This window comes from Streptomyces sp. AA1529 (assembly GCF_000280905.1).
Taxonomy (GTDB): domain Bacteria; phylum Actinomycetota; class Actinomycetes; order Streptomycetales; family Streptomycetaceae; genus Streptomyces.
This window is the reverse complement of sequence record NZ_ALAP01000019.1, coordinates 84,613-109,180: the sequence shown is the minus strand read 5'-3', so window position 1 is coordinate 109,180 and position 24,568 is coordinate 84,613. Positions and strand designations below refer to the sequence as shown.

At 72.5% G+C, this 24,568-nt stretch carries 19 protein-coding genes and 3 tRNA genes; 12 read left to right on the top strand and 10 right to left on the bottom strand.

All coding sequences use genetic code 11. The annotated features are described in order from the left end of the window. Nucleotides 1–66: 66 nt before the first annotated feature. Nucleotides 67–2,280, bottom strand: coding sequence for a sel1 repeat family protein (locus tag A949_RS35435; RefSeq protein ID WP_019355088.1), 2,214 nt, complete (start codon nucleotides 2,278–2,280; stop codon nucleotides 67–69). After that, a complete protein-coding gene (locus tag A949_RS32635; protein ID WP_237735754.1) occupies nucleotides 2,280–2,984 on the bottom strand; it encodes a SanA/YdcF family protein in 705 nt (234 codons plus the stop codon). Before A949_RS32635 ends, A949_RS35435 begins: the two co-directional genes overlap by 1 nt. 202 nt (nucleotides 2,985–3,186) lie before the next feature. Here A949_RS32635 and hrpA point away from each other — a divergent pair, with 202 nt between their 5' ends. The 3 genes from hrpA to A949_RS37990 all read left to right on the top strand — a co-directional run bounded on the left by hrpA (nucleotide 3,187) and on the right by A949_RS37990 (nucleotide 7,856). After that, on the top strand, nucleotides 3,187–7,290 hold the full coding sequence (gene hrpA, locus A949_RS0105925) for an ATP-dependent RNA helicase HrpA (protein WP_026004381.1): 4,104 nt from the start codon (nucleotides 3,187–3,189) through the stop codon (nucleotides 7,288–7,290). A gap of 87 nt (nucleotides 7,291–7,377) precedes the next feature. Then, a tRNA-Asp gene (locus A949_RS0105920) sits at nucleotides 7,378–7,452 on the top strand. Between the two features lie 233 nt (nucleotides 7,453–7,685). Further along, the gene (locus A949_RS37990) at nucleotides 7,686–7,856 is read left to right on the top strand and encodes a DUF6274 family protein (protein WP_019355085.1); all 171 of its coding nucleotides are present in this window, start codon (nucleotides 7,686–7,688) and stop codon (nucleotides 7,854–7,856) included. 450 nt (nucleotides 7,857–8,306) lie between these two features. On the opposite strand, the gene bldC is transcribed toward A949_RS37990, so the two are convergent. Further along, complete coding sequence (gene bldC, locus A949_RS0105910) at nucleotides 8,307–8,513, bottom strand: developmental transcriptional regulator BldC (protein ID WP_019355084.1); 207 nt, start codon at nucleotides 8,511–8,513, stop codon at nucleotides 8,307–8,309. Between the two features lie 535 nt (nucleotides 8,514–9,048). After that, a complete protein-coding gene (locus tag A949_RS0105905) occupies nucleotides 9,049–9,924 on the bottom strand; it encodes a hypothetical protein (RefSeq protein WP_019355083.1) in 876 nt (291 codons plus the stop codon). A gap of 201 nt (nucleotides 9,925–10,125) precedes the next feature. On the opposite strand from A949_RS0105905, the gene A949_RS0105900 reads away from it, so the two are divergent. Both A949_RS0105900 and A949_RS0105895 read left to right on the top strand, forming a co-directional pair. Next, nucleotides 10,126–11,250 (top strand): Leu/Phe/Val dehydrogenase, encoded by a 1,125-nt coding sequence (locus A949_RS0105900; RefSeq protein WP_078534223.1) that lies wholly within the window; start codon nucleotides 10,126–10,128, stop codon nucleotides 11,248–11,250. Nucleotides 11,251–11,545: 295 nt separating this feature from the next. Then, nucleotides 11,546–11,806, top strand: a complete 261-nt coding sequence (locus A949_RS0105895) for a DUF3073 domain-containing protein (protein ID WP_019355081.1) — start codon at nucleotides 11,546–11,548, stop codon at nucleotides 11,804–11,806. Nucleotides 11,807–11,959: 153 nt separating this feature from the next. Here A949_RS0105895 and purM read toward each other — a convergent pair whose 3' ends face one another. The 6 genes from purM to purS all read right to left on the bottom strand — a co-directional run bounded on the left by purM (nucleotide 11,960) and on the right by purS (nucleotide 19,059). After that, on the bottom strand, nucleotides 11,960–13,027 hold the full coding sequence (purM, locus tag A949_RS0105890) for a phosphoribosylformylglycinamidine cyclo-ligase (RefSeq protein WP_019355080.1): 1,068 nt from the start codon (nucleotides 13,025–13,027) through the stop codon (nucleotides 11,960–11,962). Nucleotides 13,028–13,203: 176 nt separating this feature from the next. Continuing rightward, the gene (purF, locus tag A949_RS0105885) at nucleotides 13,204–14,754 is read right to left on the bottom strand and encodes an amidophosphoribosyltransferase (protein ID WP_026004380.1); all 1,551 of its coding nucleotides are present in this window, start codon (nucleotides 14,752–14,754) and stop codon (nucleotides 13,204–13,206) included. A 53-nt stretch (nucleotides 14,755–14,807) separates the two neighbouring features. Then, nucleotides 14,808–15,635 (bottom strand): sterol carrier family protein, encoded by an 828-nt coding sequence (locus A949_RS0105880; RefSeq protein ID WP_019355078.1) that lies wholly within the window; start codon nucleotides 15,633–15,635, stop codon nucleotides 14,808–14,810. Between the two features lie 147 nt (nucleotides 15,636–15,782). Continuing rightward, complete coding sequence (gene purL, locus A949_RS0105875; RefSeq protein ID WP_019355077.1) at nucleotides 15,783–18,053, bottom strand: phosphoribosylformylglycinamidine synthase subunit PurL; 2,271 nt, start codon at nucleotides 18,051–18,053, stop codon at nucleotides 15,783–15,785. Next, on the bottom strand, nucleotides 18,050–18,733 hold the full coding sequence (gene purQ / locus A949_RS32630; RefSeq protein WP_019355076.1) for a phosphoribosylformylglycinamidine synthase subunit PurQ: 684 nt from the start codon (nucleotides 18,731–18,733) through the stop codon (nucleotides 18,050–18,052). The genes purL and purQ overlap by 4 nt, the downstream gene beginning before the upstream one ends. Beyond that, nucleotides 18,730–19,059: a phosphoribosylformylglycinamidine synthase subunit PurS gene (gene purS, locus A949_RS32625; RefSeq protein ID WP_019355075.1), complete on the bottom strand. Its 330-nt coding sequence runs from the start codon at nucleotides 19,057–19,059 to the stop codon at nucleotides 18,730–18,732. Before purS ends, purQ begins: the two co-directional genes overlap by 4 nt. Before the next feature lie 348 nt (nucleotides 19,060–19,407). On the opposite strand from purS, the gene A949_RS0105860 reads away from it, so the two are divergent. The 7 genes from A949_RS0105860 to A949_RS0105830 all read left to right on the top strand — a co-directional run bounded on the left by A949_RS0105860 (nucleotide 19,408) and on the right by A949_RS0105830 (nucleotide 24,563). Beyond that, a complete protein-coding gene (locus tag A949_RS0105860; RefSeq protein WP_026004379.1) occupies nucleotides 19,408–19,725 on the top strand; it encodes a histone-like nucleoid-structuring protein Lsr2 in 318 nt (105 codons plus the stop codon). 245 nt (nucleotides 19,726–19,970) lie between these two features. Then, nucleotides 19,971–20,042: transfer RNA gene (locus A949_RS0105855), tRNA-Gly, on the top strand. 79 nt (nucleotides 20,043–20,121) lie between these two features. Further along, nucleotides 20,122–20,194, top strand: a tRNA-Gly gene (locus A949_RS0105850). Between the two features lie 205 nt (nucleotides 20,195–20,399). Continuing rightward, nucleotides 20,400–21,488, top strand: coding sequence for an ABC transporter ATP-binding protein (locus A949_RS0105845; RefSeq protein WP_019355073.1), 1,089 nt, complete (start codon nucleotides 20,400–20,402; stop codon nucleotides 21,486–21,488). Further along, nucleotides 21,485–22,315, top strand: a complete 831-nt coding sequence (locus A949_RS0105840) for an ABC transporter permease (RefSeq protein WP_019355072.1) — start codon at nucleotides 21,485–21,487, stop codon at nucleotides 22,313–22,315. Before A949_RS0105845 ends, A949_RS0105840 begins: the two co-directional genes overlap by 4 nt. 153 nt (nucleotides 22,316–22,468) lie before the next feature. Beyond that, nucleotides 22,469–23,911, top strand: a complete 1,443-nt coding sequence (locus A949_RS0105835; protein ID WP_019355071.1) for a sensor histidine kinase — start codon at nucleotides 22,469–22,471, stop codon at nucleotides 23,909–23,911. Continuing rightward, the gene (locus A949_RS0105830) at nucleotides 23,904–24,563 is read left to right on the top strand and encodes a response regulator transcription factor (RefSeq protein WP_019355070.1); all 660 of its coding nucleotides are present in this window, start codon (nucleotides 23,904–23,906) and stop codon (nucleotides 24,561–24,563) included. Before A949_RS0105835 ends, A949_RS0105830 begins: the two co-directional genes overlap by 8 nt. Nucleotides 24,564–24,568 lie beyond the last annotated feature (5 nt).

Genomic DNA, 24,568 nt, shown 5'->3' with positions numbered 1-24,568 from the left:
CCAGCCTAACGGGACGCGGTCGCCCCGCCCGTCACCCCGCAGGGCGGTACGCGCGGGCCCCGGCGCTCAGGTCTCCGCCGCTCCCTCCGCGTCCCGGGCCGCCGGCTCCCGGTCCCCCGGGGCGCGGGCCGGCAGTTGCACGGCGGCGCGGTGCTGCGGGGAGGTCTCCGGTACGGCGGCGAGCAGCTCCGCGGCCTCCGCGTAGGCCTCGGGCGTCGCGACCTCGTCGACCAGCAGCTCCGCCAGTTCCGTGGCCGGGTCGAAGAGCGAGGCGAGCATGAAGCCGCTGTAGCCGAGCCGCACGAGGTGGTGCACCTCCCGGGCGGTGCGCAGCCACTCCACCGCCTCGGCGGTACGCGCCTGGCCGTGCAGGGCCCGTGCCAGCCAGTAGGCGGCCTCGTGCAGCGCCTCCTGCTGCTCGCGGCCCGTCCAGGCGAGCCGCAGCAGGGCCTCGGCTTCCTCGTACCGCCGCCACCGGACGAGCTGCTTGCCGGCGCGCCAGCCGTACCAGACCTTCCCGCTGTTGGCGGCGCGCGTCCACCAGCGGACGGCCTCCTCCAGGTCGCCGTAGCCGTCCCCGACCCGGTTGCCGACCCAGCCCGCTGCCTCGGGCCGCCCGAACCTGGCCGCCCTGCGCAGCCACGGTTCGGCCGCGACCGGGTCGTCCAACCGGACGTACAGCGCGCCCAGTCCCTCGACGGCGTCCAGGTCGCCCGCCCTGGCCGCGGGGAGGTAGAGCGGGACGACGGCCTTCTCGTGCGCCCCGCACTCCTCGTGCAGCATGCGACCGAGCGCGTACGAGGCGAGGGCGGCGGGCCCGGCCGGGGATTCGTCTTCCCCGCTGCTCCGCTCCGCCGACTGTGCCTGCCGCGCACAGCCCGCTCCCCCGCCGGCCCCGGAAGCGGACACGTCCGAGGCCGAAGCGGACGCAGCAGGCGCGGACGCGGGCGCGTCCGGCGCCGCAGCGGCGTGCCGGTAGTGCCGTACGGCTTCGGGGTAGCGGTGCAGTTGCTCCGCCAGGCGGCCGAGTTCGAGCGCGGCGGCCGGATCGCCGGACCCGGCCGCCGCGTGCAGCGCGGGCAGCCGGGACTCCTCCGCGGCGGAGAGTGCGGGCGGGGTGGTGTGCTCGTCCGCTGCCAGCTCCGCGAGGGAGTCGGCGGCGGCCTCGTACGGTGCGTCGTCGCCGTCGGTGCCCGCTTCGGCCGCCTCCAGCCAGCGGCGGGCCTCGGCCGTGCGCCACTGCTCGCGGCACAGGTCGCCCAGCCGACGCTGCTGGATGCGGTCGCCGGCCTCGGCGCCGGGCCGCAGCGACGCCTCGTACCGCGCCAGTTCGCCGTACTGGAAGTGCACGGCGCTGAGGGAGCGGGAGAGCAGCCGGGAGTCGGGGTGGCGGCGCAGTCCGTCCGTCAGCACCCGGCAGGCGTCCTCGTACCGGTCGAGGTTGTAGTGGAGGAGCGCGTGCCATTGATCGGTGCGCGGGTTGCCGAGCGCGCGCGCCTCCACGTACGCCTTCTCCGCTTCGGGCAGGAAGGACGGGTAGGAGGTGAACCACTCCGGTTCGGTGTGCAGTTCGCTGAAGGGCGCGCACTCCTCGGCATCGTCGAGGAACTCCGCCACCCGCTCGGGCAGGTCCGCGGGGCGCTCCTCGGCCGGCAGCCCGTACAGCGCGGCGAGCTCCAGGATCCGGGCACGGTGCAGGTCGATCCGCTCACCCAGCTCGGCCATCCGCTGCTCGACCCGGCCGGCGACGTGGTCGTACGGGGCGGCCTGCGCCAGTTCCACCTCCGCCTCCGTGCTGCGGCCCTGGCTGAGCAGGAGCAGGGCGCCGTTGGTGCGGCACTCGACACTGCCGAGGGCCGCGCCACGCGCATACCACTCCGCGGCGCCCTCCTGGTCGTCGAGCCTCTCCCACAACAGTTCGGCGAGGCCGAAGGCGCAGGCGCCGTCCCGCTCGGCGGCGGTGCGGTACCAGTACGCGGCGACCGCGTACTGGCCCCGGTCCTTCGCGGTGACCGCACGCAGCCGTGCGGCCCGCGGCTCGCCGCCCCTGGCCGCCTCCTCCAGCCAGCGGACCGCGTCATCCACGCGCCCCCTGCCGACCAGGAACTCCGCGTACGCGTGCCGGTCCGCCGCGTCACCGTGCTCGGCAGCCGTCCGGTAGGCCCGCTCCTCGGCGTCGCGGCCGGCGGTGTGCGCGGCGGCGCCCGGGGCGCCGGTGCTCGCGCTCTGCGTGGTCCGCGCGCCGGTGGTGCTCGCGCCGTCGGTCCCCTTCGCTGTCATCAGTGCGTGCCGCCTTCTTGCCGCTCGGTGGGGAGGTGATGCGCTCCGGATGCCGCGAGGGCGCGCCGGACGCCCGGTTCACGGGGACCGGGGAAGCGCGGGTCGGGGGTGAACGCCGCGTCGTAGGCCGCCTTCACCGCACCCGGCAGCTCGCGCAGCCCGCCCGCGTACCAGGTCGCGTCCCGGGGTTCGGGCACCGCGACGCCGTACGCGTCGATCCCGGCGGCCCGGCACAGCGCGGCGGCCCGCCGTACGTGGTAGTCCTGGCTGACCAGCAGCGCCCGCCGGACGCCGAAGACCCGGGCGGCGCGGGCGCAGGAGTCCCAGGTGTCGAAGCCTGCGTGGTCGCTGACGACACGGCCGGGCGGGACACCGCGGTCGAGCAGGTAGCGGCGCATGGCGCCGGGTTCGTCGTGGTCACGGCGGCCGTGGTCGCCGGAGACCAGCAGGACCCGGACCGTGCCCGCGCGGTAGAGCCGCACGGCGGCGTCCAGCCGGTGCGCCAGATACGGGGACGGCCGGCCGTCCCGCAGACCCGCGCCGAACACCAGAGCCACCGGGGCCCTGGGCGCTTCCGCCAGGTCCTCGCCGACCCGGCCGTCGGTCGTCAGCCGCAGCCAGGTCGCCGGCAGCAGTGCCAGCACGCAGCCGAGCACCGCGCCCCGCACCCGTCGCCTGCGGCGGCGCGTACGCTCTCCGCCCACCTCGGTCCCCCGCACCTCGGCCCCCGTCCGTCCCGTCCGCCGCGCCCGCCGCGGGTCGGTGCCCCGCCGTGTGAACTGCGCCGGCCTGCCCCGTCCGGGCGGTACGGGGCCGGTGTCCTTCGGGTACACCGACGCGGAAGCCGCGCCCCCGGTTGCAAACCGTTCGCCACCCGCTCCCCGGGGGTGCGATCCTTGACGTGGTATGTCGACTTCCACCCAGACCCCCGCCCCCTCCCCCCAGGAGCTGTCGAAGCGCCTCCCGCACCTGATGCTCGGCGACCAGCACCGGCTGGGCCGCCGACTCGCGGGCGCCCGGAAGATCCGCAAAGGGGAGGCCCGCGCGGCCGTGTACGCGGAGATCTCCGCGGCGATGGACGCCTCCGAGCTGCGCGTGGCGGCCCGCCGCGAGGCGGTGCCGCCGATCACCTATCCCGAGCAGCTCCCCGTCAGCCAGAAGAAGGACGAGATCCTCGCCACCGTCCGCGACCACCAAGTGGTGATCATCGCGGGCGAGACGGGCTCCGGCAAGACCACCCAGATCCCCAAGATCTGCATGGAGCTGGGCCGCGGGCTGCGCGGGGTGATCGGCCACACCCAGCCGCGCCGGATCGCGGCGCGCACGGTCGCCGAGCGGGTGGCCGAGGAGCTGGGCTCGCAGCTCGGCGAGGCGGTCGGCTGGAAGGTGCGCTTCACCGACCAGGTGCAGGACCACACGCTGGTGAAGCTGATGACGGACGGCATCCTGCTGGCGGAGATCCAGCAGGACCGCGAGCTGCGTCAGTACGACACGCTCATCATCGACGAGGCGCACGAGCGCTCTCTGAACATCGACTTCCTGCTGGGGTACCTGGCACAGCTGCTGCCCAAGCGGCCGGACCTGAAGGTGATCATCACCTCGGCCACCATCGATCCGGAACGGTTCTCGCGGCACTTCGGGGACGCGCCGATCGTGGAGGTCAGCGGCCGGACGTATCCGGTGGAGGTGCGCTACCGGCCCCTGGAGGAGGGTTCGGGGAGCGGCGACGAGGGCGAGGACGGCGAGGCCGCCGGAACCAGCGGCGGCGACCGGGACCAGGTCACGGCCATCTGCGACGCGGTGGACGAGCTGCACGCCGAAGGCCCCGGCGACGTCCTGGTCTTCCTCTCCGGGGAGCGGGAGATCCGGGACACGGCGGACGCGCTGGAGAAGAAGTTCGCCCGCGGCCAGGGCCCGCGCCCCGGCGGCGGCACCGAGGTGCTGCCGCTGTACGCGCGGCTCTCCAACGCCGAGCAGCACCGGGTCTTCCAGCAGCACTCGGGGCGCCGGATCGTGCTGGCGACGAACGTGGCGGAGACGTCGCTGACGGTCCCGGGCATCAAGTACGTGATCGATCCGGGCACCGCCCGCATCTCGCGCTACAGCCACCGCACCAAGGTGCAGCGGCTGCCGATCGAGCGGGTCAGCCAGGCGAGCGCCGACCAGCGCAAGGGCCGCTCCGGCCGGACGTCGGACGGCATCTGCATCCGGCTCTACTCGGAGGAGGACTTCCTCGCGCGGCCCGAGTTCACCGACCCGGAGATCCTGCGGACGAACCTGGCATCGGTGATTCTGCAGATGACGGCCGCGGGGCTGGGGGACATCGAGAAGTTCCCGTTCATCGATCCGCCGGACCACCGCAGCATCAAGGCGGGCGTGCAGCTCCTGGAGGAGCTGGGCGCGCTGGAGGCGAAGACGCGGAAGCTGACGCAGCTGGGCCGCAAGCTGTCCCAGCTGCCCGTCGACCCGCGGCTGGCCCGGATGGTGCTGGAGGCCGACCGGAACGGCTGCCTGCACGAAGTGATGGTGATCGCGGCGGCGCTCTCCATCCAGGATCCGCGGGAGCGGCCCTCGGACAAGCAGCAGCAGGCCGACCAGCAGCACGCCCGGTTCAAGGACGAGACCAGCGACTTCCTGGCGTTCCTCAACCTGTGGCGCTATGTGCGCGAGCAGCAGCGCGAGCTGTCCTCCTCCGCCTTCCGCCGGATGTGCAAGGCGGAGTTCCTCAACTACCTGCGGATACGCGAGTGGCAGGACATCCACGGTCAGCTCCGCCAGGTCGCCAGGACGATGAAGGTCCAGTCCGCCGGGGGCCGCGGGCCGGAGCAGGGTGCCGGGCAGGAGGCGGCGCCCGACGCCGTCCACCGGTCGCTGCTGGCGGGTCTGCTCTCGCACGTCGGGCTGAAGGGCGGCGGGCTGGAGGGCGGGAAGGACTCCGGCAAGAACGAGTATCTGGGGGCGCGCGGCGCCAAGTTCGCCGTCTTCCCCGGGTCCGCGCTGTTCAAGAAGCCGCCGCGCTGGGTGATGTCCGCCGAGCTGGTGGAGACCTCGCGGCTGTGGGCGCGGGTCAATGCCCGGATCGAGCCCGAGTGGATCGAGCCGCTGGCGCAGCATCTGGTCAAACGCACCTACAGCGAGCCGCACTGGGAGCAGAAGCAGGCGTCGGTGGTGGCGTACGAGCGGGTGACGCTGTACGGCGTACCGGTAGTGGCCCAGCGGAAGGTCGACTACGGCCGGATCGACGCGGAGACCTCGCGCGACCTGTTCCTGCGCAACGCGCTGGTGGAGGGCGACTGGCGGACCCACCACCAGTTCTTCCACGACAACCGCAAGCTGCTGGACGAGGTCGAGGACCTGGAGCACCGCGCCCGGCGCCGCGACATCCTGGTGGACGACGAGACGCTGTACGACTTCTACGACCAGCGGGTGCCGGATGACGTGGTCTCCGGGGCGCACTTCGACTCCTGGTGGAAGAAGAAGCGCCGCGAAGAGCCCGATCTGCTGAACTTCGAGAAGTCGATGCTCATCAGCGACCGGGCCGAGGAGGTCTCCGCCGCCGACTACCCGGACGTGTGGCGGCAGGGCGGCCTCGCGCTGCCGGTGACGTACCAGTTCGAGCCGGGCACGGACGCGGACGGGGTGACCGTGCACGTACCGCTCCAGGTGCTCAACCAGGTCACCGGCGAGGGCTTCGACTGGCAGATCCCCGGGCTGCGCCAGGACCTGGTCACCGAACTGATCCGCTCGCTGCCCAAGGCGATCCGGCGGCATTACGTCCCCGCACCCGACCACGCCAGGGAGTTCCTGCGGCGCACCGCGCCGCAGCCCGAGCCGCTGGTGTGGACGCTGGCGCGGGAGCTGCAGCGGATGGTCGGGGTGCCCCTGGCGGCCCAGGACTTCGATCCGGCCAAGGTGCCCGACCATCTGAAGGTCACCTTCCGGGTCACCGACGAGCGGCGCCGCACGCTCGCGGAGGGCAAGGACGTCGAGGCGCTGCAGATCCGGCTCAAGTCGCAGACGCAGACGGCGATCTCCCGGGCGTTCGACTCGTCCGCGCGGGCCGCGCACAAGAAGGGCCGCAAGGCCGCAGAAGACGGCGCCGCGCCCGCCGAGGGGGCACCGGCGGAGGCACCGGCGCTCCAGCGCACGGGCCTGACGCAGTGGACGCTGGGTGCGCTCCCCCGCACCTTCGAGACCCGGCGCGCCGGCCAGCCGGTGAAGGCGTACCCGGCGCTGGTGGACGAGGGCTCCTCGGTTGCCGTGCGGCTGTACGACACCGAGGCGGAGCAGCACGCCGCGATGTGGCGCGGCACCCGGCGCCTGGTGATGCTGAACCTGCCCTCCGACCCGGCGAAGTTCGCGCAGTCGAAGCTGGGCAATCAGCAGAAGCTGGCCCTGTCCCGGTCGCCGCACGGGAGTGTGCAGGCGCTGTTCGAGGACTGTGTGGCGGCCACGGTCGACCGGCTGGTGGCGGCGCACGGCGGGCCGGCCTGGGACGAGGAGTCCTTCCGCAAGCTGTTCGACGCCGTCCGTACGGACGTGGTGGACGCGACGCTGCGCACGGTGCAGCAGGTGCAGGAGGTGCTGGCGGCCTGGCACTCGTGCGAGGGCCGGCTGCGCGCGACGACCAGCCCGGTGCTGGCCGACTCCGTCGCGGACGTCCGGCAGCAGCTCGGGGAGCTGATCAAGCCGGGGTTCGTGGCCGAGCACGGTGCGGCCCGGCTGCCGCATCTGATGCGCTACCTCGTCGCCGCCGACCGGCGCCTCCAGCAGCTCCCGCACCATGTCGACCGGGACCGGACGCGGATGGCCAAGGTGCACGAGATGCGGGACGAATACCTCTGGCTGCTGGAGCAGTTCCCTCCGGGGCGTGCGGTGCCGCAGGCGGCGCGGGAGATCCGGTGGATGATCGAGGAGCTGCGGGTCAGCTACTTCGCCCATGCGCTGGGCACGGCGTACCCGGTCTCCGACAAGCGGATCGTGAAGGCGGTGGACGCCGCGGCCCCGTGACGGCGCGGCTCACCGCAGGTGCTCACAGCGCCACCCAGGGTGAGTTCGCTCCCGGCACCTGACCTGCTGTAGAGTTCCATCTCGCGAGGTCCTGTGGAGCAGTTTGGAGTGCTCGCCACCCTGTCAAGGTGGAGGCCGCGGGTTCAAATCCCGTCAGGACCGCATCGATTCGAGAGCCCGGCAGTCGGCGACTGCCGGGCTCTTTCGTGTTCACCGGCTCCGCCGCGCGTCCTCGCCCGCCCCGGAAGCCGCACCCGGAAGTTCCGCCCGTCCGGGGTCCTGCCGGCGCCGGGGCCGGAGCCTTGCCCGCGCCGGGGCCGGCCGTCCCGAATCCTCCGTCGATGTTTGACGGGCCCGGGGCCGGGGGGTAGTCCTGGCACAGGAGGAGGTGACCCGTGATCGAGGAATCCGCGCACGGAGCGCGGCAGGAAGCGCGGGCACTCCTGCGGGCCCATCTCGCGGCCGCGGGGCGGCGGCGTCATGCGACCCGGCACTGCCCGCTCTGCCACCGGCTGCTGCGGCTGGCGATGGCGGACCCCGGGAAGGCCGACCGGAAACGCAAGTGACGGATGAGGCACCGCCGTTGATGCAATACCGCACCGAGAGTGATCACCACAACACTTGCCCGATGTGACGGGTGTCACCCGGATTGGCCGTAGTGCTCGGGAACCTGAGCACCCCTCAGACCGCCTCAATTTAATATGTGCAATTGCACCAGGCGCGAAACGGACCGCACAGCCGCGCGCACATCCGCTCAGGGGCACCCGTCGAAGCGCAGGACGGCGCAGCCCGCCGGCCCCCGGAGCGCTCCTCGAACAGCCCCCGGCACAGCGGTCCGGGGCACCGGTTCACGGACACAAAAAGATCGCGCTGGACCCGGCGGAGTCCAGCGCGATCAACGGAGAGCCGCTGTTGGGGCAGCGGTTCGGCCGCGTGGTGCGCAGGGGGCGGAATGTGGGGTGGGGCCCCGGAATTCGCCCCTGTGTGGTGCTGTTGCGCCTGCTCAGGAACCCTGATCAGGCTTCGCTGCGCTGCTGCGGGATACCCGCGAGCAGAGCGCGAACCTCCGCTTCGCGGTAGCGGCGGTGCCCTCCGAGCGTGCGGATGGACGTGAGCTTGCCCGCCTTTGCCCAGCGCGTGACCGTCTTGGGGTCCACGCGGAACATCGTGGCAACCTCAGCCGGGGTCAGCAGCGGCTCGGTATCAGGGGTGCGAGCGGTCATGAGCGGCCTCCTCGGGAGAACCGAACCATCACGGTTCTTTCCTCTAAATTCTGCACCTTGACCCGCGTTGCCCGATATGGCGGACGCGAGCCGAGTCGGTTATAGGACGAACGGCTTGTCCTCGGCACTACAACTACACCATCTGTCCAGCCACGTCGGCCAAACCGATGGAATTGCCCTCTCAGGTGTTCAACCTCGACGGAAGCCGATGGACCGTCCCATAGCGGACAGTCACCCCCCTGTGACGATCAGTCACAACAGGGAGCAAGGGGCATCAGACCCATCAAGGAGCGCAATACCGATCTATCCGCCCTTAGTTGGACGGAAGGAGCCCCGTGCGGACTCCTTGTCCTATTTTGACACGAGGGGTAGCTCTGAGAGCAAGACCCGTTTAAGTGCAATCCGTCACGCTTGAGGCAATCACCCGGTTCGGGACGTAGGTCCCACTCCTCCCACGGAGCCCGTTCCGGGCGGTCGCCGCTCCCCCGGCGCCCGGGCCCCGAAAACGGCCCCGGGCGCCCGGAGGGGGCGCACCTCAGCTCGCGTACTGGAGCTGGCGAACCGCCCTCCAGCGCGCTGTCAGCCGCTCGTAGGCCGCACCGGCACGCTCACCGTCGCCGGCGCGGAGAGCCGCGAGGCCCTCCGCGACATCGGCGGCGGAGCGGTCACCCGCCAACTGCTCCTCGGGGATGGCGTGGGCCAGCCCGCCGTAGTCCAGCTCGACCAGCGAGCGCGGGTGGAACTCCTCCAGCCAGCGGCCCACGTCGATCAGTCCCTCGACGAGCGGTCCCTCCTCCAGTTCCTCGCGGAGCACCTTCAGACCGCGGGCGAGGCGGCGCCTCGCCTGGACCATGGGCGTGCGATAACGGAAAACGAACTGCTGTCCGCTCTCCTGACCGGATTCCGGCTTCGCAAACTCCCTTTCTTCGTCCTCGAAGAGAACGAACCAGCGCACCGGCACATGCCACAGCGCGGTACGGATCCAGGGCCGCGCATCAGGGTTGCGCTCCCGCCACTGCTCGTAGTCGGCCACGGCCTGCCGCCGCACCACGGGCGGCAGCGCGGCGTCCAGCACCGACTGCGGCAGGTCGATCTCCCGGTCCTCGGCGGCCTGGGTGAGGGCCGCCAGGGCCTGCCAGCTCCGCAGCCGGGTGCGCCAGGGGCAGACGCACGTGACGCCGTCCACCTCCGTCACGAACGCCTCGGCGCTCTCGCCGACCGGCACCGCCACGGGCGGCACCGGGATCAAATCGGCCAGGGCGCGGCGGATTTCGTCCTGCGCGGTCGGGCGGCGCCGCTGTTTCGCATACGCGATCCAGTGCGAGCGCTCCGGCTCGGGGAAGGCCGCCAGCGGTTCGTAGACCCGCAGGTACGCCGCGTACGGGACGACGACGGACGCATTCTCAGCCACGCATTGCCTCCAAGCTCCACGCCTCCACATGCCGGTCTCATGAGCGAGCCTGGGAGACAGTTGACTACCCCGATCGTGGGACCGCAACGTGCCCGTGACGCGCAGGTCGTACGCTGCATCCCGACCGGCCCTCCGCGGGCTACGACTGCCACAAGCGGCGCGTCCGCCGAGGGCTACCACGCGATTCCAGGAGTCACTACCGTGATCGAGGTATCACCTTCTGCAAGCGTTCCCGCCGGAGCCCCCGCCGGGGATCCGGTGATCAGCACGCTCTTCCGCTCCGAACAGGGCGGACACGAGCAGGTCGTGCTCTGCCAGGACCGGCCCAGCGGCCTGCAGGCCGTCATCGCGCTGCACTCCACCGCACTCGGCCCGGCGCTGGGCGGCACCCGCTTCCACGCCTACCCGGGCTCGGCCGACCCCGAGCAGGCCGCGGTGCTCGACGCGCTGAACCTCGCGCGCGGTATGTCCTACAAGAACGCGCTGGCCGGTCTCGACCACGGCGGCGGCAAGGCGGTGATCATCGGCGATCCCGAGCAGATCAAGACCGAGGCCCTGCTGCGTGCGTACGGCCGCTTCGTCGCCTCCCTCGGCGGACGCTATGTCACCGCCTGCGACGTCGGCACCTATGTGCAGGACATGGACGTCGTGGCCCGGGAGTGCCGCTGGACGACCGGCCGCTCGCCGGAGAACGGCGGGGCCGGCGACTCCTCCGTGCTCACCGCCTTCGGCGTCTTCCAGGGCATGCGGGCCTGCGCGCAGCAGCTGTGGGGCGCGCCCACGCTGCGCGGCCGGCTGGTCGGCGTCGCGGGGGTCGGCAAGGTCGGCAAGCACCTGGTGGGGCATCTGCTGGAGGACGGGGCCCGGGTGGTGGTCACGGACGTCCGCGAGGAGTCGGTGCGCACGGTGCTGGCCGCGCACCCCGGTGCCCCGGTGTCGGCCGCGGCGGACACCGACGCGCTGATCCGCACCGAGGGGCTGGACCTGTACGCGCCGTGCGCCCTGGGCGGCGCGCTGGACGAGGAGACGGTGCCGGTGCTCACCGCCGCGGCCGTCTGCGGCGCCGCCAACAACCAGCTCGCGCACCCCGGCGTGGAGAAGGACCTGGCCGAGCGCGGCATCCTCTACGCGCCCGACTACGTGGTCAACGCCGGCGGGGTGATCCAGGTGGCGGACGAGCTCCACGGCTTTGATTTCGCACGTGCGAAGGCAAAGGCGGAGAAGATCCGCGCGACGACGACGGCCATCTTCGAGCGGGCGGAGGCCGACGGCGTCCCCCCGGTGGTCGCCGCGGACCGGCTCGCCGAGCAGCGCATGGGCCGCTGACGCACCCGGGAAGAGGGCCGGTGGACAGCGGCGGGAGCCACCGTGACAGTGGTCTCACCACCCCGCGGCGGGTCCCTCCGCTACAGGAAGGTAAAATCGCCACTGACCAGCACGAGAAGGGTCGACGGGCGCGTCGGACGGCGGCCGCGTCATGCGGGCGACGTACCGTACGGCGGCGGAAGCAGGTACCGTTGAAGCCCTGAGTACCGGTCTCTCGCTCGAGAGGCCGCTATGAAACATGAACGCGTGTCAAGACTCTGGGGCCGTCGAGCCCCGTCGTTGAGGGGGTCGAGCCATGGGGCGCGGCCGGGCCAAGGCCAAGCAGACGAAGGTCGCCCGCCAGCTGAAGTACAACACTGGCGGGACAGACCTATCGCGCCTGGCCGAGGAGCTGGGCGCATCGACATCGAACGAGTCGCCGAACGGCGAACGCTTCGAGGACGATGAGCAGGACGACCCGTACGCACAGTACGTGGATCTGTACGACGAAGAGGAGGCCGACGACGCGGGTGCGCCCGGGTCGTCGGACCCCCGGTCGAAGCGCCGCGGCGCCTGACGTTCGCCCGTACTGACCCGGTCCGGCAACCGCCGGGCCGGGTTCTGGCGTGCGCTGCCGCCCGGTGACACGGCACCGCCGTACCCCCCGCGGGGCCCCGGCGAGGCTGCCGCGGCCGACGCCGGAGGCCACACCGTGCCTGCCGGAGAGCGCTCAGCGCGCATAGTCACCCGTGAGGGTGACCGCTTCCGTGCGGTCCCCGCGTTCGGTGATCTCTCCCGCCACCCAGGCGTCCACGCCCCGGTCGGCCAGCGTCGCCAGGGTGCTGTCCACCGAAGCGCCGGGCACGACGGCGACCATGCCGACGCCCATGTTCAGGGTCTTCTCCAGTTCCGCCCGCGCCACCCCGCCGGCTCCGGCGACCACGTCGAACACCGCGCCGGGGGTCCAGGTCGAGCGGTCCACGGAGGCGTGCAGCCCCTCGGGCACGACCCGCGCCAGGTTGCTGGCCAGTCCGCCCCCGGTGATGTGCGAGAACGCGTGCACCTCGGTGGTCCGGGTCAGCTCCAGGCAGTCCAGCGAATAGATCTTCGTCGGCTCCAGCAGCTCCTCGCCCAGGGTCCGGCCGAACTCCGGCACCTGTCGGTCCAGCTCCCATCCGGCGCGGTCGAAGACCACGTGCCGCACCAGCGAGTACCCGTTCGAGTGAAGCCCGGAGGAGGCCATGGCGACCACCACGTCCCCCGTACGGATGCGATCGGGCCCCAGCAGCGCGTCGGCCTCCACCACGCCGGTGCCCGCACCCGCCACGTCGTACTCGTCCGGTCCCAGCAGCCCCGGGTGCTCCGCCGTCTCGCCGCCCACCAGCGAGCAGCCCGCCAGCACGCAGCCCTCGGCGATCCCCTTGACGAGGTGCGCCACCCGCTCGGGAACGACCTTGCCCACGCAGATGTAGTCCGTCATGAACAGCGGCTCGGCACCGCAGACGACCAGGTCGTCCACGACCATCGCCACCAGGTCGTGGCCGATCGTGTCGTGCACGTCCATGCGCTGCGCGATGGCGACCTTGGTGCCGACCCCGTCGGTGGCCGAGGCGAGCAGCGGGCGCGTGTAGCCCTTGAGCCGGGAGGCGTCGAAGAGGCCCGCGAAGCCGCCGAGCGCACCGATCGACTCGGGGCGCCGGGTCTTGGCGACCCACTCCTTCATGAGCGTCACGGCACGGTCGCCGGCCTCGATGTCGACGCCGGCGGCGGCATAGCTGACGCCTTCGCTGTGTGTCATCGGTACGTCTCTCGTGTGTGGGTGCGGAAGGGGGAGCGGGACCGGCGCCGTCGGCGGACCGCCGCGCCGCGGGCGCGGTGCCCCGCCGCGCCCGCACCCCGCGGCGCTGCGGGCAGCGGACGGCGGGACGCGGCCGGGCGAGGCGGGCACGGTGCGGGCGGGGACGGCGCGCAGGGCTAGGGGCGCTTCAGCGCGTCCGCGGCACCCACACCCGAGGCGAGGGTGTCGACGCCGTCGACGTCGGAGCCCGCCTCGGCTTCGAGCAGGTGCTTGCCCAGCAGTCCGGGGTCGGGCAGCTCCATCGGGTACTCCCCGTCGAAGCAGGCCCGGCACAGCTGGTCCTTGGGGATCGTCGTGGCCTCGATCATCCCGTCGGTGGAGATGTAGGAGAGCGAGTCGGCCCCCAGCGACTTGCCGATCTCGTCGGTCGACAGCCCGTTGGCGATCAGTTCGGCGCGGGTGGCGAAGTCGATGCCGAAGAAGCACGGCCACTTGATCGGCGGCGAGGAGATCCGCACGTGCACCTCGGTCGCCCCGGCCTCGCGCAGCATCCGCACCAGGGCGCGCTGCGTGTTGCCGCGGACGATCGAGTCGTCCACGACGACCAGCCGCTTGCCCCGGATGACCTCCCGGAGCGGGTTGAGCTTGAGGCGGATACCGAGCTGGCGAATGGTCTGCGAGGGCTGGATGAAGGTACGGCCCACGTAGCTGTTCTTGACCAGGCCGGAGCCGTAGGGGATGCCGCTGGCCTCCGCGTAGCCGATCGCGGCGGGGGTGCCGGACTCCGGGGTTGCTATCACCAGGTCGGCGTCGGCCGGGGCCTCGCCGGCGAGCTTGCGGCCCATCTCCACCCGGGAGAGGTACACGTTCCGGCCCGCGATGTCGGTGTCCGGGCGGGCCAGGTAGACGTACTCGAAGACACAGCCCTTTGGCTTTGCTTCGGCGAACCGCTGGGTGCGCAGTCCGTCCTCGTCGATGGCGACCAGTTCGCCCGGCTCGATCTCCCGGATGAAGCTGGCGCCGACGATGTCCAGCGCCGAGGTCTCGCTGGCCACCACCCAGCCGCGCTCCAGGCGGCCGAGCACCAGCGGCCGGATGCCCTGCGGGTCCCGGGCCGCGTAGAGCGTGTCCTCGTCCATGAAGACCATCGAGAACGCGCCTCTGACCTGCGGCAGCACCTGCGGCGCCGCCTCCTCGACGGTGAGCGGCTTGCCGTCCTCGTCGGTCTGGCCCGCGAGCAGCGCGGTGACCAGGTCGGTGTCGTTGGTGGCCGCCACCTGGGTGGCCCGGCCGCCCGGCAGATCGGCCTGCTCGGCGACCAGCTCCGCCAGCCGCGCCGTGTTGACCAGATTGCCGTTGTGGCCCAGAGCTATCGAGCCGTGGGCGGTGGCCCGGAACGTGGGCTGGGCGTTTTCCCAGACCGAGGCGCCGGTTGTCGAGTAGCGCGCGTGACCCACGGCGATGTGGCCGCGCAGGGATCCGAGGGAGGTTTCGTCGAAGACCTGTGAGACCAGGCCCATGTCCTTGAACACCAGGATCTGGGAACCGTTGCTCACTGCGATGCCCGCGGACTCCTGACCGCGGTGTTGCAGGGCGTACAGGCCGAAATACGTGAGCTTCGCGACCTCTTCCCCCGGCGCCCAGACCCCGAAGACGCCGCATGCGTCCTGAGGGCCCTTCTCACCGGGGAGGAGGTCGTGGCTGAGCTTTCCGTCACCACGTGGCACGCTTCGAGTCTACGGCCAGCCGCCCGCTGCGCCGAACCCGGGACCTGTGACCTTCAGCCCAGTACCGGCAGCACCGGCGCCAGATCGGCGCGCGCACCGCTCGCGGTCAGCTGCGGGCCGGCCAGCGCCTCGGCCCAGGCGACCCGGCCGGTGGCCAGCCGGAGCCAGGTCAGCGGATCCGTCTCGACGACGTTCGGCGGGGTGCCACGGGTGTGCCGGGGGCCCTCGACGGCCTGGACGACGGCGAACGGCGGGATCCGCACCTCCACCGAGGCGCCCGGCGCCTTGGCCGCCAGCGCGTCCGCGAGCAGCCGGACCGCGGCCGCCGTCGCCTGCCGGTCCAGCGCGATCCGCAGCCCGGTGGCCCGGGCCAGGTCGTCGCTGTGCACCACCAGCTCCACCAGCCGGGTCACGGTGTAGTCGAGCATCCGCATCGTGCCGAAGGCGTGCGGGACCAGCAGGTCCTCGCGCACGCAGGACTCCAGGACCGGCTCCAGATCGGCGACGGCCCGGTCGATGCGCTGCGGGCCGTCGGGCGAGGCCGCCGCCTCCGCCCGGGTCTCCTCGTCCAGCACCTCGGCGCGGGTCGCCGCCGCGAGAGCCCACCGGGACAGGGTGACCTGCGGGGCCTGGCCGGAGACCTCCGTCCCCGGCCTGCCCAGCAGGCGGGGCACCGAGTCGATCTGCCGGGCGATGTGGACGAGCAGGTGGTGCACATCCCAGCCGGGCAGCCCGGAGGGGAGGGCGTGCTGGTCCGGTGCGAGGCGGTGCGCGGCGTCGGCCACGGACTCGACCTGGTGGATGAGCGCCGTGCGGACGCGGGTCGGGTCGTAGGTGCGCCGGTCTCTTCCGTTCGGGGTGGTGCGTCGGGCGGGCGGCATACGCGTGAGATTAGCGGGCCGCGCGCTGCCGCGCCCTCCCGCCCTGCGGACGGGCGGGAGGGCGCGGGTCGGGTCCGGGACCGGCCGCAGCGGGTCCCGGACCCGTCGGTCCGGGTGCGGGACCCGTCGGTCCGGGTGCGGGACCGGTCAGCCGAACAGCTCCGGGATCGTGGCCTCGTGGTGCCGCCGCAGTTCCGCCAGCGGCAGCGAGAACTGGCCCTGGACCTCCAGCGCCTCCCCGTCCACCACGCCGATGCGGGCGGCGGGCAGCCCGCGCGCCGCGCACATGTCGGTGAACCGGACCTCCTCGCTGCGCGGCACGGCCACCAGCGCCCGGCCCTGCGACTCCGAGAAGAGGAAGACGAAGGGGTCGAGCCCGTCCGGGACGACGATCCGCGCACCCTTGCCGCCCTTGAGGCAGGACTCGGCCAGGGCCTGGACGACGCCGCCGTCCGAGACGTCGTGCGCCGCGTCAACCATGCCGTCGCGGGACGCGGAGATCAGGATCTCCGCCAGCAGCCGCTCCCGCTCCAGGTCCGCCCGCGGCGGGCGGCCGCCCAGATGGCCGTGCGCGACCTGGGACCAGGCCGAACCGCCGAACTCCTCGTGCGTGTCGCCGAGCAGGTAGACCAGGTGACCCTCGTCGCGGAACGCCATCGGGGTGCGCCGGGCGACGTCGTCGATGACGCCCAGCACGCCGACCACCGGCGTCGGGTGGATGGCGGCCTCGCCGGTCTGGTTGTACAGCGAGACGTTGCCGCCGGTGACCGGGGTGCCCAGCTCCCGGCAGGCGTCGGCGAGCCCGCGGCAGGCCTCGGCGAACTGCCACATCGCGGCCGGGTCCTCGGGGGAGCCGAAGTTGAGGCAGTCGGTGACCGCCAGCGGGCGGGCGCCGGTGGCGGCGACGTTGCGGTACGACTCGGCGAGCGCCAGCCGCGCGCCCTCGTAGGGGTCGAGCTTGGCGTACCGGCCGTTGCCGTCGGTGGCGACGGCGACGCCCAGACCCGTCTCCGCGTCGATCCGGATCATGCCGCTGTCCTCGGGCTGCGCCAGCACGGTGTCGCCGAGGACGTAGCGGTCGTACTGGTCGGTGATCCAGGACTTCGCGGCCTGGTTCGGGGAGCCGACCAGGGCGAGCGCGGCGGCCCGCAGCTCCGCGCCGTCCGCCGGCCGGGGCAGCCCGGCCGGGTCGTCGGCCTGCAGCGTGTCCTGCCACTCGGGGCGTGCGTAGGGGCGCTCGTAGACGGGGCCCTCGTGCGCGACCGTGCGCGGGTCGACATCGACGATCTTCTCGCCGTGCCAGAAGATCTCCAGCCGGTCGCCGTCGGTCACCTCGCCCACGACGGTCGCGGTGACCTCCCACTTCTCGCAGATCTCCAGGAAGCGGTCGACCTTCTCGGGCTCGACGACCGCGCACATCCTCTCCTGGGACTCCGACATCAGGATCTCCTCGGGGGAGAGCGAGGAGTCGCGCAGCGGCACGGTGTCGAGCTCCACCTGCATACCGCCGGAGCCGTTGGAGGCCAGCTCGCTGGTGGCGCAGGAGAGCCCCGCCGCGCCCAGGTCCTGGATGCCGACGACCAGGTCGGCGTGGAACGCCTCCAGGGTGCACTCGATGAGCAGCTTCTCCTGGAAGGGGTCGCCGACCTGCACGGCGGGGCGCTTGCTGGGCTTCTCCGCGTCGAAGGTCTCGGAGGCGAGGATGGAGGCGCCGCCGATGCCGTCGCCGCCGGTCCGCGCGCCGTAGAGGACGACTTTGTTGCCGGTGCCGGCGGCCTTGGCCAGGTGGATGTCCTCGTGCTTCATCACCCCCACGCACAAGGCGTTGACCAGCGGGTTCCCCTGGTAGCAGGGGTCGAAGACGACCTCGCCGCCGATGTTGGGCAGGCCGAGGCAGTTGCCGTAGCCGCCGATCCCGGCGACGACCCCCGGCAGCACCCGCTTGGTGTCGGGGTGCTCGGCGGCACCGAACCGCAGCGGGTCCATCACCGCGACCGGGCGGGCGCCCATGGCGATGATGTCGCGGACGATGCCGCCGATGCCGGTGGCCGCGCCCTGGTACGGCTCGACGTACGAGGGGTGGTTGTGCGACTCGACCTTGAAGGTGACCGCGTAGCCCTGGCCGACGTCCACCACACCGGCCTGCTCGCCGATGCCGACGAGCATCGCCTCGGCGCCCGGGCCCTCGGTCGGGGCCTTCTCGCCGAACTGCCGCAGATGCACCTTGCTGCTCTTGTAGGAGCAGTGCTCGGACCACATCACGGAGTACATGGCCAGCTCGGCACCGGTGGGACGGCGGCCGAGGATCTCCCGGACGCGGTCGTACTCGTCCTGCTTGAGGCCGAGTTCCGCCCACGGGAGCGCGGTGTCGGGGGTGTGTTCGGCGTGCTTGACGGTGTCGAGGGGGTGGGAGCTCATGAGGCGACCAGCTTCTTCAGGGCCGAGGTGAAGAATCCGAGCCCGTCGGTCGTCGGCCCGGTGAGGGCCTCGACGGCGTGCTCCGGATGCGGCATGAGGCCGACCACGTTCCCGGCCCCGTTGGTGATTCCGGCGATGTCCCGGCGCGAACCGTTGGGGTTGCCGCCGAGGTAGCGGACGACGACCCGGCCCTCGCCCTCCAGCTCGTCCAGGGTGCGCTCGTCGGCGACGTAACCGCCCTCGCCGTTCTTCAGCGGAACGACGATCTCCTGGCCGTCGGCGTAGTCCGCGGTCCACACGGTCCCCGCGTTCTCGACGCGGAGCCGCTGGTCCCGGCAGACGAAGTGCAGATGATCATTGCGCGTCAGCGCACCCGGGAGGAGATGGGTTTCGCACAGGACCTGGAAACCGTTGCAGATGCCGAGTACCGGCATTCCGGCCTTCGCCTGTTCGACAACCGCCTCCATGATGGGGGAGAAGCGGGCAATTGCGCCGCACCGCAGATAGTCGCCGTAGGAGAATCCGCCCGGCAGCACGACCGCGTCCACCTGCTGCCGGCGCAGGTCCCCGTCGCGGTGCCAGAGGGCGACGGGTTCCGCGCCGGCGATACGCACGGCGCGGCGCGCGTCGCTGTCGTCGAGGGAGCCCGGGAAAGTGACGACGCCGATACGGGTGGTCACGCCACTGCTCCTTCGGAGGTCGCGTTTCCGGGGTTCCCGCCGTGCGGGTCCCCGTCACCGGCCGGGCGCTCGCTGCCGTCCGCGTCCTGGACGCGGACGGTGAAGTCCTCGATCACGGTGTTGGCGAGAAACGTCTCGGCGAGTTCGTGTATGCGGGCGAGGGCGGCCGCGTCGACGGGGCCCTCCACTTCGAGTTCGAAGCGCTTGCCCTGGCGGACATCGGAGATGCCCTCGAAACCCAGCCGGGGCAGTGCGCGCTGCACCGCCTGTCCCTGGGGGTCGAGGATCTCCGGCTTCAGCATGACGTCGACGACGACGCGAGCCACAGGTACTCCTAGTGCTTAGCGGGGCGCTGCGCTGGCCAGCGTACCCGGCGCCAGAATCTACGCGCGTTGATATGCTGGGCTGCCGCACCGGGACTTCGCGAAGCACTGGGAAAAACGGCGGGAAAAAAGTAGGGTCCCGATTGCGGCCGGAAGCGGAACTAATTCCGTGGGCCGCAATCTTTGTGCGCCCTTTGCACTCCGGTGCCGAAGCGTCGCACACAGTTCAATATGAACCCGTCTCCTACTCGGGTTCGCCCTGCGTACCCGCCGATCGGCGGGGGGCTTGCCGAGGAAGCCGCAATGCCGGGTGATCCCCTTTCGTGATCCTGCAGGAAGGACCGATATCCCGTGGCACAGCGCGTAGTGGTCATGCTCTCCGACGACATCGACGGCGGAGAAGCCGCGGAGACGGTCTCCTTCGGCCTCGACGGCAAGACGTACGAGATCGATCTCAACGCCGAGAACGCGAAGCAGCTGCGCACCGAGCTGGCCCCCTTCGTGGAGGCCGGCCGCAAGCGGGCGCGGTCCGGCAAGACCTACCGCCGGACGTCGATCGACCCCGACCCGCGCGCCGTGCGGGCCTGGGCGGAGTCCAACGGGTTCGACGTCCCCGCGCGCGGGCGCATCCCGAAGAAGGTCTACGAGGCGTTCCGCGCCGCGAGCTGAGCCGTCGACCCGCCCCGACCGCTCCGCTCGCACCGGCCCTCCCCCGCCCGGCGGCACCCCGCGGCGCCCCTGCCCGCGCCACCGATCACCCGAGGAGCGGGGAGGCGGTCCGGAGTGTCCGCCATGGGCGTGACGGGCCGGAACGGGCCGGTTCGGGGCTCGACTTGCCAGGGACCCCGGGTGATCGGCTAGAGTCAAGGCACGCCGCGAGGGAAGCCCCCCGAGGGAAGACCTCAAGCAAGCGTGCGGGTGTAGCTCAGTAGTAGAGCGCCCTCTTTCCAAGAGGGAGGCGCAGTGTGCGATTCCTGTCACCCGCTCTCCAGTACGGACCTTCGGTCGGAAACGATCAGGTAGAGTATTGGTCGCACCACTCGGTGAAAGCCGGGTGGGGGCAATGCGGACGTAGCTCAGTTGGTAGAGCGCAACCTTGCCAAGGTTGAGGTCGCGAGTTCGAGCCTCGTCGTCCGCTCACTTCGGAGAGGAACGGCCCCGGTCCCTGGACCGGGGCCGTTCCTCGTATTTCCCGGTGCACGCGATTCCCCGCCTCTTCGCCTCTTCGCCTCTTCGCCTCCAAGTCGCGGCACCGGCCTCCGCCGCCCTCCGATGACATTCGTCATCCACACCCATGACCGCGTGCACTGCCCGCGCGCCCCGACCGGCGGAAACCTGGGGGCATGGACGCGATCGAGGTCGAAGGACTCAAGCGCCGCTACGCGGGCCGGGCCGGCTCCGGGCGCCGCAAGGAGCAGACCGAGCAAGGATTCGAAGCGGTACGGGACGTGTCGTTCTCGGTGCGGGAAGGGGAGATCTTCGCGCTGCTGGGCACCAACGGAGCCGGCAAGACCTCCACGGTGGAGGTGCTGGAGGGACTGGCCCGTCCCAGTGCCGGCACCGTGCGGGTGCTGGGATTCGACCCGTACGGCGAACGCGCCTTCGTCCGCCCCCGCACCGGGGTGATGCTCCAGGAAGGCGGCTTCCCCTCCGAACTCACCGTCGCGGAGACCGCGACGATGTGGGCCGGCGTCACCAGCGAGGCCCGGCCGCCGCAGGAAGCTCTGGAGATCGTCGGGCTCGGCGGCCGGTCCGGCGTACGGGTCAAACAGCTCTCCGGCGGCGAACGGCGGCGGCTGGATCTGGCGCTGGCGCTGACCGGGCGGCCCGAAGTGCTCTTCCTGGACGAGCCGACCACCGGCATGGACCCCGAAGGGCGCCGGGACACCGCCGAGTTGGTGCGCAACCTGCGGGCCGAGGGCACCACGGTGCTGCTGACCACCCACTATCTGGAGGAGGCCGAGCAGCTCGCGGACCGGCTGGCGATCATGCAGGCCGGACGGATCGTCGCCTCGGGGACCCCCGAACAGGTGGTGGCCGAGCGCCCCTCGCGGATCACCTTCCGCCTCCCCCGCGGTGTGCTTCCCGAGCGGCTGCCGTTGAACGTACCGGCCGCCGTGGACGGCCGGACGGTGGCGGTGCGGACGCACGAGCTGCAATGGGCGCTCACCGAGGTGCTGGTCTGGGCCCGCGAGTCCGGCATCACGCTGGAGGGTCTGCAAGCACGGTCGGCCTCGCTGGAGGAGGCGTTCCTGGAGATCGCCGAGGCGGGCAACCGGCCGGAATCCGGCCCGGACCGGACGGGACCCGGCACCGGAACAGACACCGGAACAGGCACCGGCTCCGCCACCGGCACCGGAGCGGACAGCGGAACGGGCACGACGACCGGCGCCGGTACCGGTGCCGGGACGAGGACGGGGGTTCGGGCATGAGCGGGACGACGACCACGGCACCGGCCGGGAAGCCGGTGCGGAACACCCGCGCGGGGACATGGCGCAGGCTGTCGGCGCGCCGGGTGCGGGCGCTGGCCCGCGCGGAGCTGACGTTGCTGGTGCGCAACCGGTCCGCGCTGTTCATCGCGCTGCTGCTGCCGACCGTGATGGCCCTCTCCCTGAAGTCCACCGCCGACCAGGCTGACCTTTCCGGCACCGGACTCTCCGTCGGCACCACCGTGCTGCCGGGCGCGGTGGGCATGGTGCTGCTGTTCGCCGTCTACAGCAATCTCGTGGGCGTCTACGTGGGCCGCCGCGAGGAGCTGGTGCTCAAGCGGCTGCGCACCGGGGAAGCGGACGATCTGGAGATCCTCGGGGCCGCGGCGCTGCCGTCCGTCACCATCGGGATCGTCCAGTCGGTGCTGCTGCTGACGGGCGGGGCCGTGCTGCTGGACGTGGGGGCACCGGCCCGGCCGGACCTGCTGGTGGCCGGGCTGCTGCTCGGCATGCTGCTGATGGCGACGCTGGCCGCCGCCTCCTCGGCCTTCACCCGCACCACCGAGCTGGCACAGCTCACCCCGATGCCGCTGATGCTGGCGACGTTCGCGGGGTCGGGGGTCTTCATCCCGCTGGAGATCTACCCCGACCGGATCGCCGAGTTCTGCCGCTGGCTGCCGATGACGCCGGTCATGGACCTGCTGCGGAGCGGCTGGACGGAGCAGCTCAGCGGTCCGGAGACGCTGCGGGCGCTCGCGGTCGCGGTGGCCTGGACGGCGCTGGGCGGCTACGCGGTGCGCAAGCGGTTCCGGTGGGAGCCCCGCCGCTGACCGGCGGCCCCGCGGGCCGCGAGGGGCGGCCTCCCGGGATCCGGGCGTCCGCCCCTCGCGGCCGACCGCCCCGTCCGGGGGCCGAGCCGCTTACGGTGGCCGGAGCGCGCCGGAACGGGAAAGGCGCGCTCCGGAACGGGAGGCGGGCCACCGATGATCCACTGGGGCCGGGAGAAGCGGCGGAAGTGGCAGCGGCGCAGCAAGCTGCAACAGGTCGAGGTCTCGACGTACTGGTTGCTGCTGCTCTCCCCCTGGATCTTCTACGTGAGCGGTATGCCGCAGTTCGCGGTGCAGGTGGCGGGACCGCCGGCGGCGACGGCCATGGGGGGAGCCGTCGTCGTGCTGGGGCTCCTCCAGTGTCTGCTGGGGGTGCGCGGCCTGCGGCGCGGCATCGACACCTATCTGGGCACCGAGCAGGACCCGCCCCGCCGGTTGCTGGTCACCGGACTCGTGACGTTCCTGCTCACCACCGCGCTGGTCACCGCCCTGATCGCGCGGGGCTGGGTGGCCGACGACAACCCCGCGCCCACGATGGCGCTGTTCGCCGGGCTCCCGAGTCTGACGGGCGTCTACGGGCTCGTCGTGCCGCGCCGCCGCTCGGCGGTCGTGACCGCCGGAGGCTGCGTACTGATCACCGCCGCGTTCGCCGCGGCCGGGACGACCTGGCCGGCACTGCTCGGCACGCTGTTCGTCCTGGCGATCGGCGGGCTGGTCGGGATCTTCTCGCCGCGCTGTTCGGCCTGGTACCTGGCGGTGATGCGGGAGCTCGACGGGGCGCGAGAGGCGCAGGCACAGCTCGCGGTCGCGGAGGAACGCCTGCGCTTCAGCCGCGACCTGCACGATGTGATGGGCCGCGACCTGTCCGTCATCGCCCTCAAGAGCGAGCTGGCCACCCAGCTCGCCCGCCGGGACGCCGCATCGGCCGCCGAGCAGATGCGGGAGGTGCAGGAGCTCGCGCGCGCGTCGCAGACGGAGGTGCGGGCCGTCGTCCGCGGCTACCGCGAGACGGGGCTGGAGACCGAACTGGCCGGGGCGCGTGCGGTGCTGCGTGCCGCGGGGGTGGACTGCCGGATCGAGTCCGCGCAGCCGGGCCTGGAGTCCGGCGCGCAGGCGGCCCTGGGCTGGGTGGTCCGCGAAGGGGCCACCAACGTGCTGCGGCACGCCGAGGCGAACTGCTGCGTGATCCGGCTGACCCGCGACGCGGCGGGCGCCACCGCGCTGGTGATGGAGAACGACGGACTGCGCCCGGACCAGAGCCGGGGCGGCAGCGGGCTCACCGGCCTCCGGGAACGGCTGGCCGCCGTGGACGGCACGCTGACCGGCGAGCGCGACGAGACGGCGCGGGTCTTCCGGCTGCGGGCCGAGATCCCGGCGTCCGGCTCCCGGCGCCCGCACCCACCGCCGGAAGCCCCGGACGGCCCCGGCGGTCCCGGCGGTCCCGCTTCCTCCGGTGACAGTCCGGCGCCGGAGGAAGCGGGACCGGGGGCCGCGGGGACGGGACCGGGGGCCGCGGAGGCGGGGCCGGAGGCGGCCGGGCTCGCCGACGCCGCGGTCGGCGAGGGAACCGGTGCGGCGAGAGGGGAAAGCCATGGGTGAGGAAACCGCGGACTCCGGCGAGGTGGCGGCGGCGTCCGGCGGGGACGCCGTCCGGGTGCTGCTGGCCGACGACGAGCATCTGATCCGCGGCGCGCTCGCCGCCCTGCTGGCGCTGGAGGACGATCTGGTCATCGTCGCCGAGGCGGCCTCCGGGCCCGAGGCGCTGGCCATGGCCCGGGCGCACCGCCCGGACGTGGCCGTGCTCGATCTGCAGATGCCGGGCACCGACGGGCTGCGGGTCGCGGCCACGCTGCGGGAGTCGGTGCCGGACTGCCGGACGATGATCGTCACCAGCCACAGCCGTCCGGGGCACCTCAAGCGGGCGCTGGCGGCAGGTGTCCGCGGCTTCGTCCCCAAGACGGCCTCCGCCCAACAGCTCGCGGAGATCATCCGCAGCGTGCACGGCGGCAGCCGGTACGTGGACCCCGAGTTGGCCGCCGACGCCATCAGCGCGGGGGACTCGCCGCTGTCGGCCCGGGAGGCCGAACTGCTGGAACTGGCCGCGGACGGAGCGCCGATCGCCCGGATCGCCGAACAGGCGTCGCTGACCCAGGGAACCGTCCGCAACTATCTGTCGGCCGCCGCCGCGAAGCTGGGCGCCGAGAACCGGCACGCGGCGGCCCGGACGGCCCGCGCACGAGGCTGGATCTGAGCCCC

Bases quoted from the DNA above. Each gene is read 5' to 3' on its own strand.
- A949_RS35435 (WP_019355088.1), bottom strand. From the start codon at position 2,280: ATGACAGCGAAGGGGACCGACGGCGCGAGCACCACCGGCGCGCGGACC.
- hrpA (WP_026004381.1), top strand. From the start codon at position 3,187: ATGTCGACTTCCACCCAGACCCCCGCCCCCTCCCCCCAGGAGCTGTCG.
- bldC (WP_019355084.1), bottom strand. From the start codon at position 8,513: ATGACCGCTCGCACCCCTGATACCGAGCCGCTGCTGACCCCGGCTGAG.
- A949_RS0105895 (WP_019355081.1), top strand. From the start codon at position 11,546: ATGGGGCGCGGCCGGGCCAAGGCCAAGCAGACGAAGGTCGCCCGCCAG.
- purM (WP_019355080.1), bottom strand. From the start codon at position 13,027: ATGACACACAGCGAAGGCGTCAGCTATGCCGCCGCCGGCGTCGACATC.
- A949_RS0105880 (WP_019355078.1), bottom strand. From the start codon at position 15,635: ATGCCGCCCGCCCGACGCACCACCCCGAACGGAAGAGACCGGCGCACC.
- purL (WP_019355077.1), bottom strand. From the start codon at position 18,053: ATGAGCTCCCACCCCCTCGACACCGTCAAGCACGCCGAACACACCCCC.
- A949_RS0105845 (WP_019355073.1), top strand. From the start codon at position 20,400: ATGGACGCGATCGAGGTCGAAGGACTCAAGCGCCGCTACGCGGGCCGG.
- A949_RS0105840 (WP_019355072.1), top strand. From the start codon at position 21,485: ATGAGCGGGACGACGACCACGGCACCGGCCGGGAAGCCGGTGCGGAAC.
- A949_RS0105835 (WP_019355071.1), top strand. From the start codon at position 22,469: ATGATCCACTGGGGCCGGGAGAAGCGGCGGAAGTGGCAGCGGCGCAGC.
- A949_RS0105830 (WP_019355070.1), top strand. From the start codon at position 23,904: ATGGGTGAGGAAACCGCGGACTCCGGCGAGGTGGCGGCGGCGTCCGGC.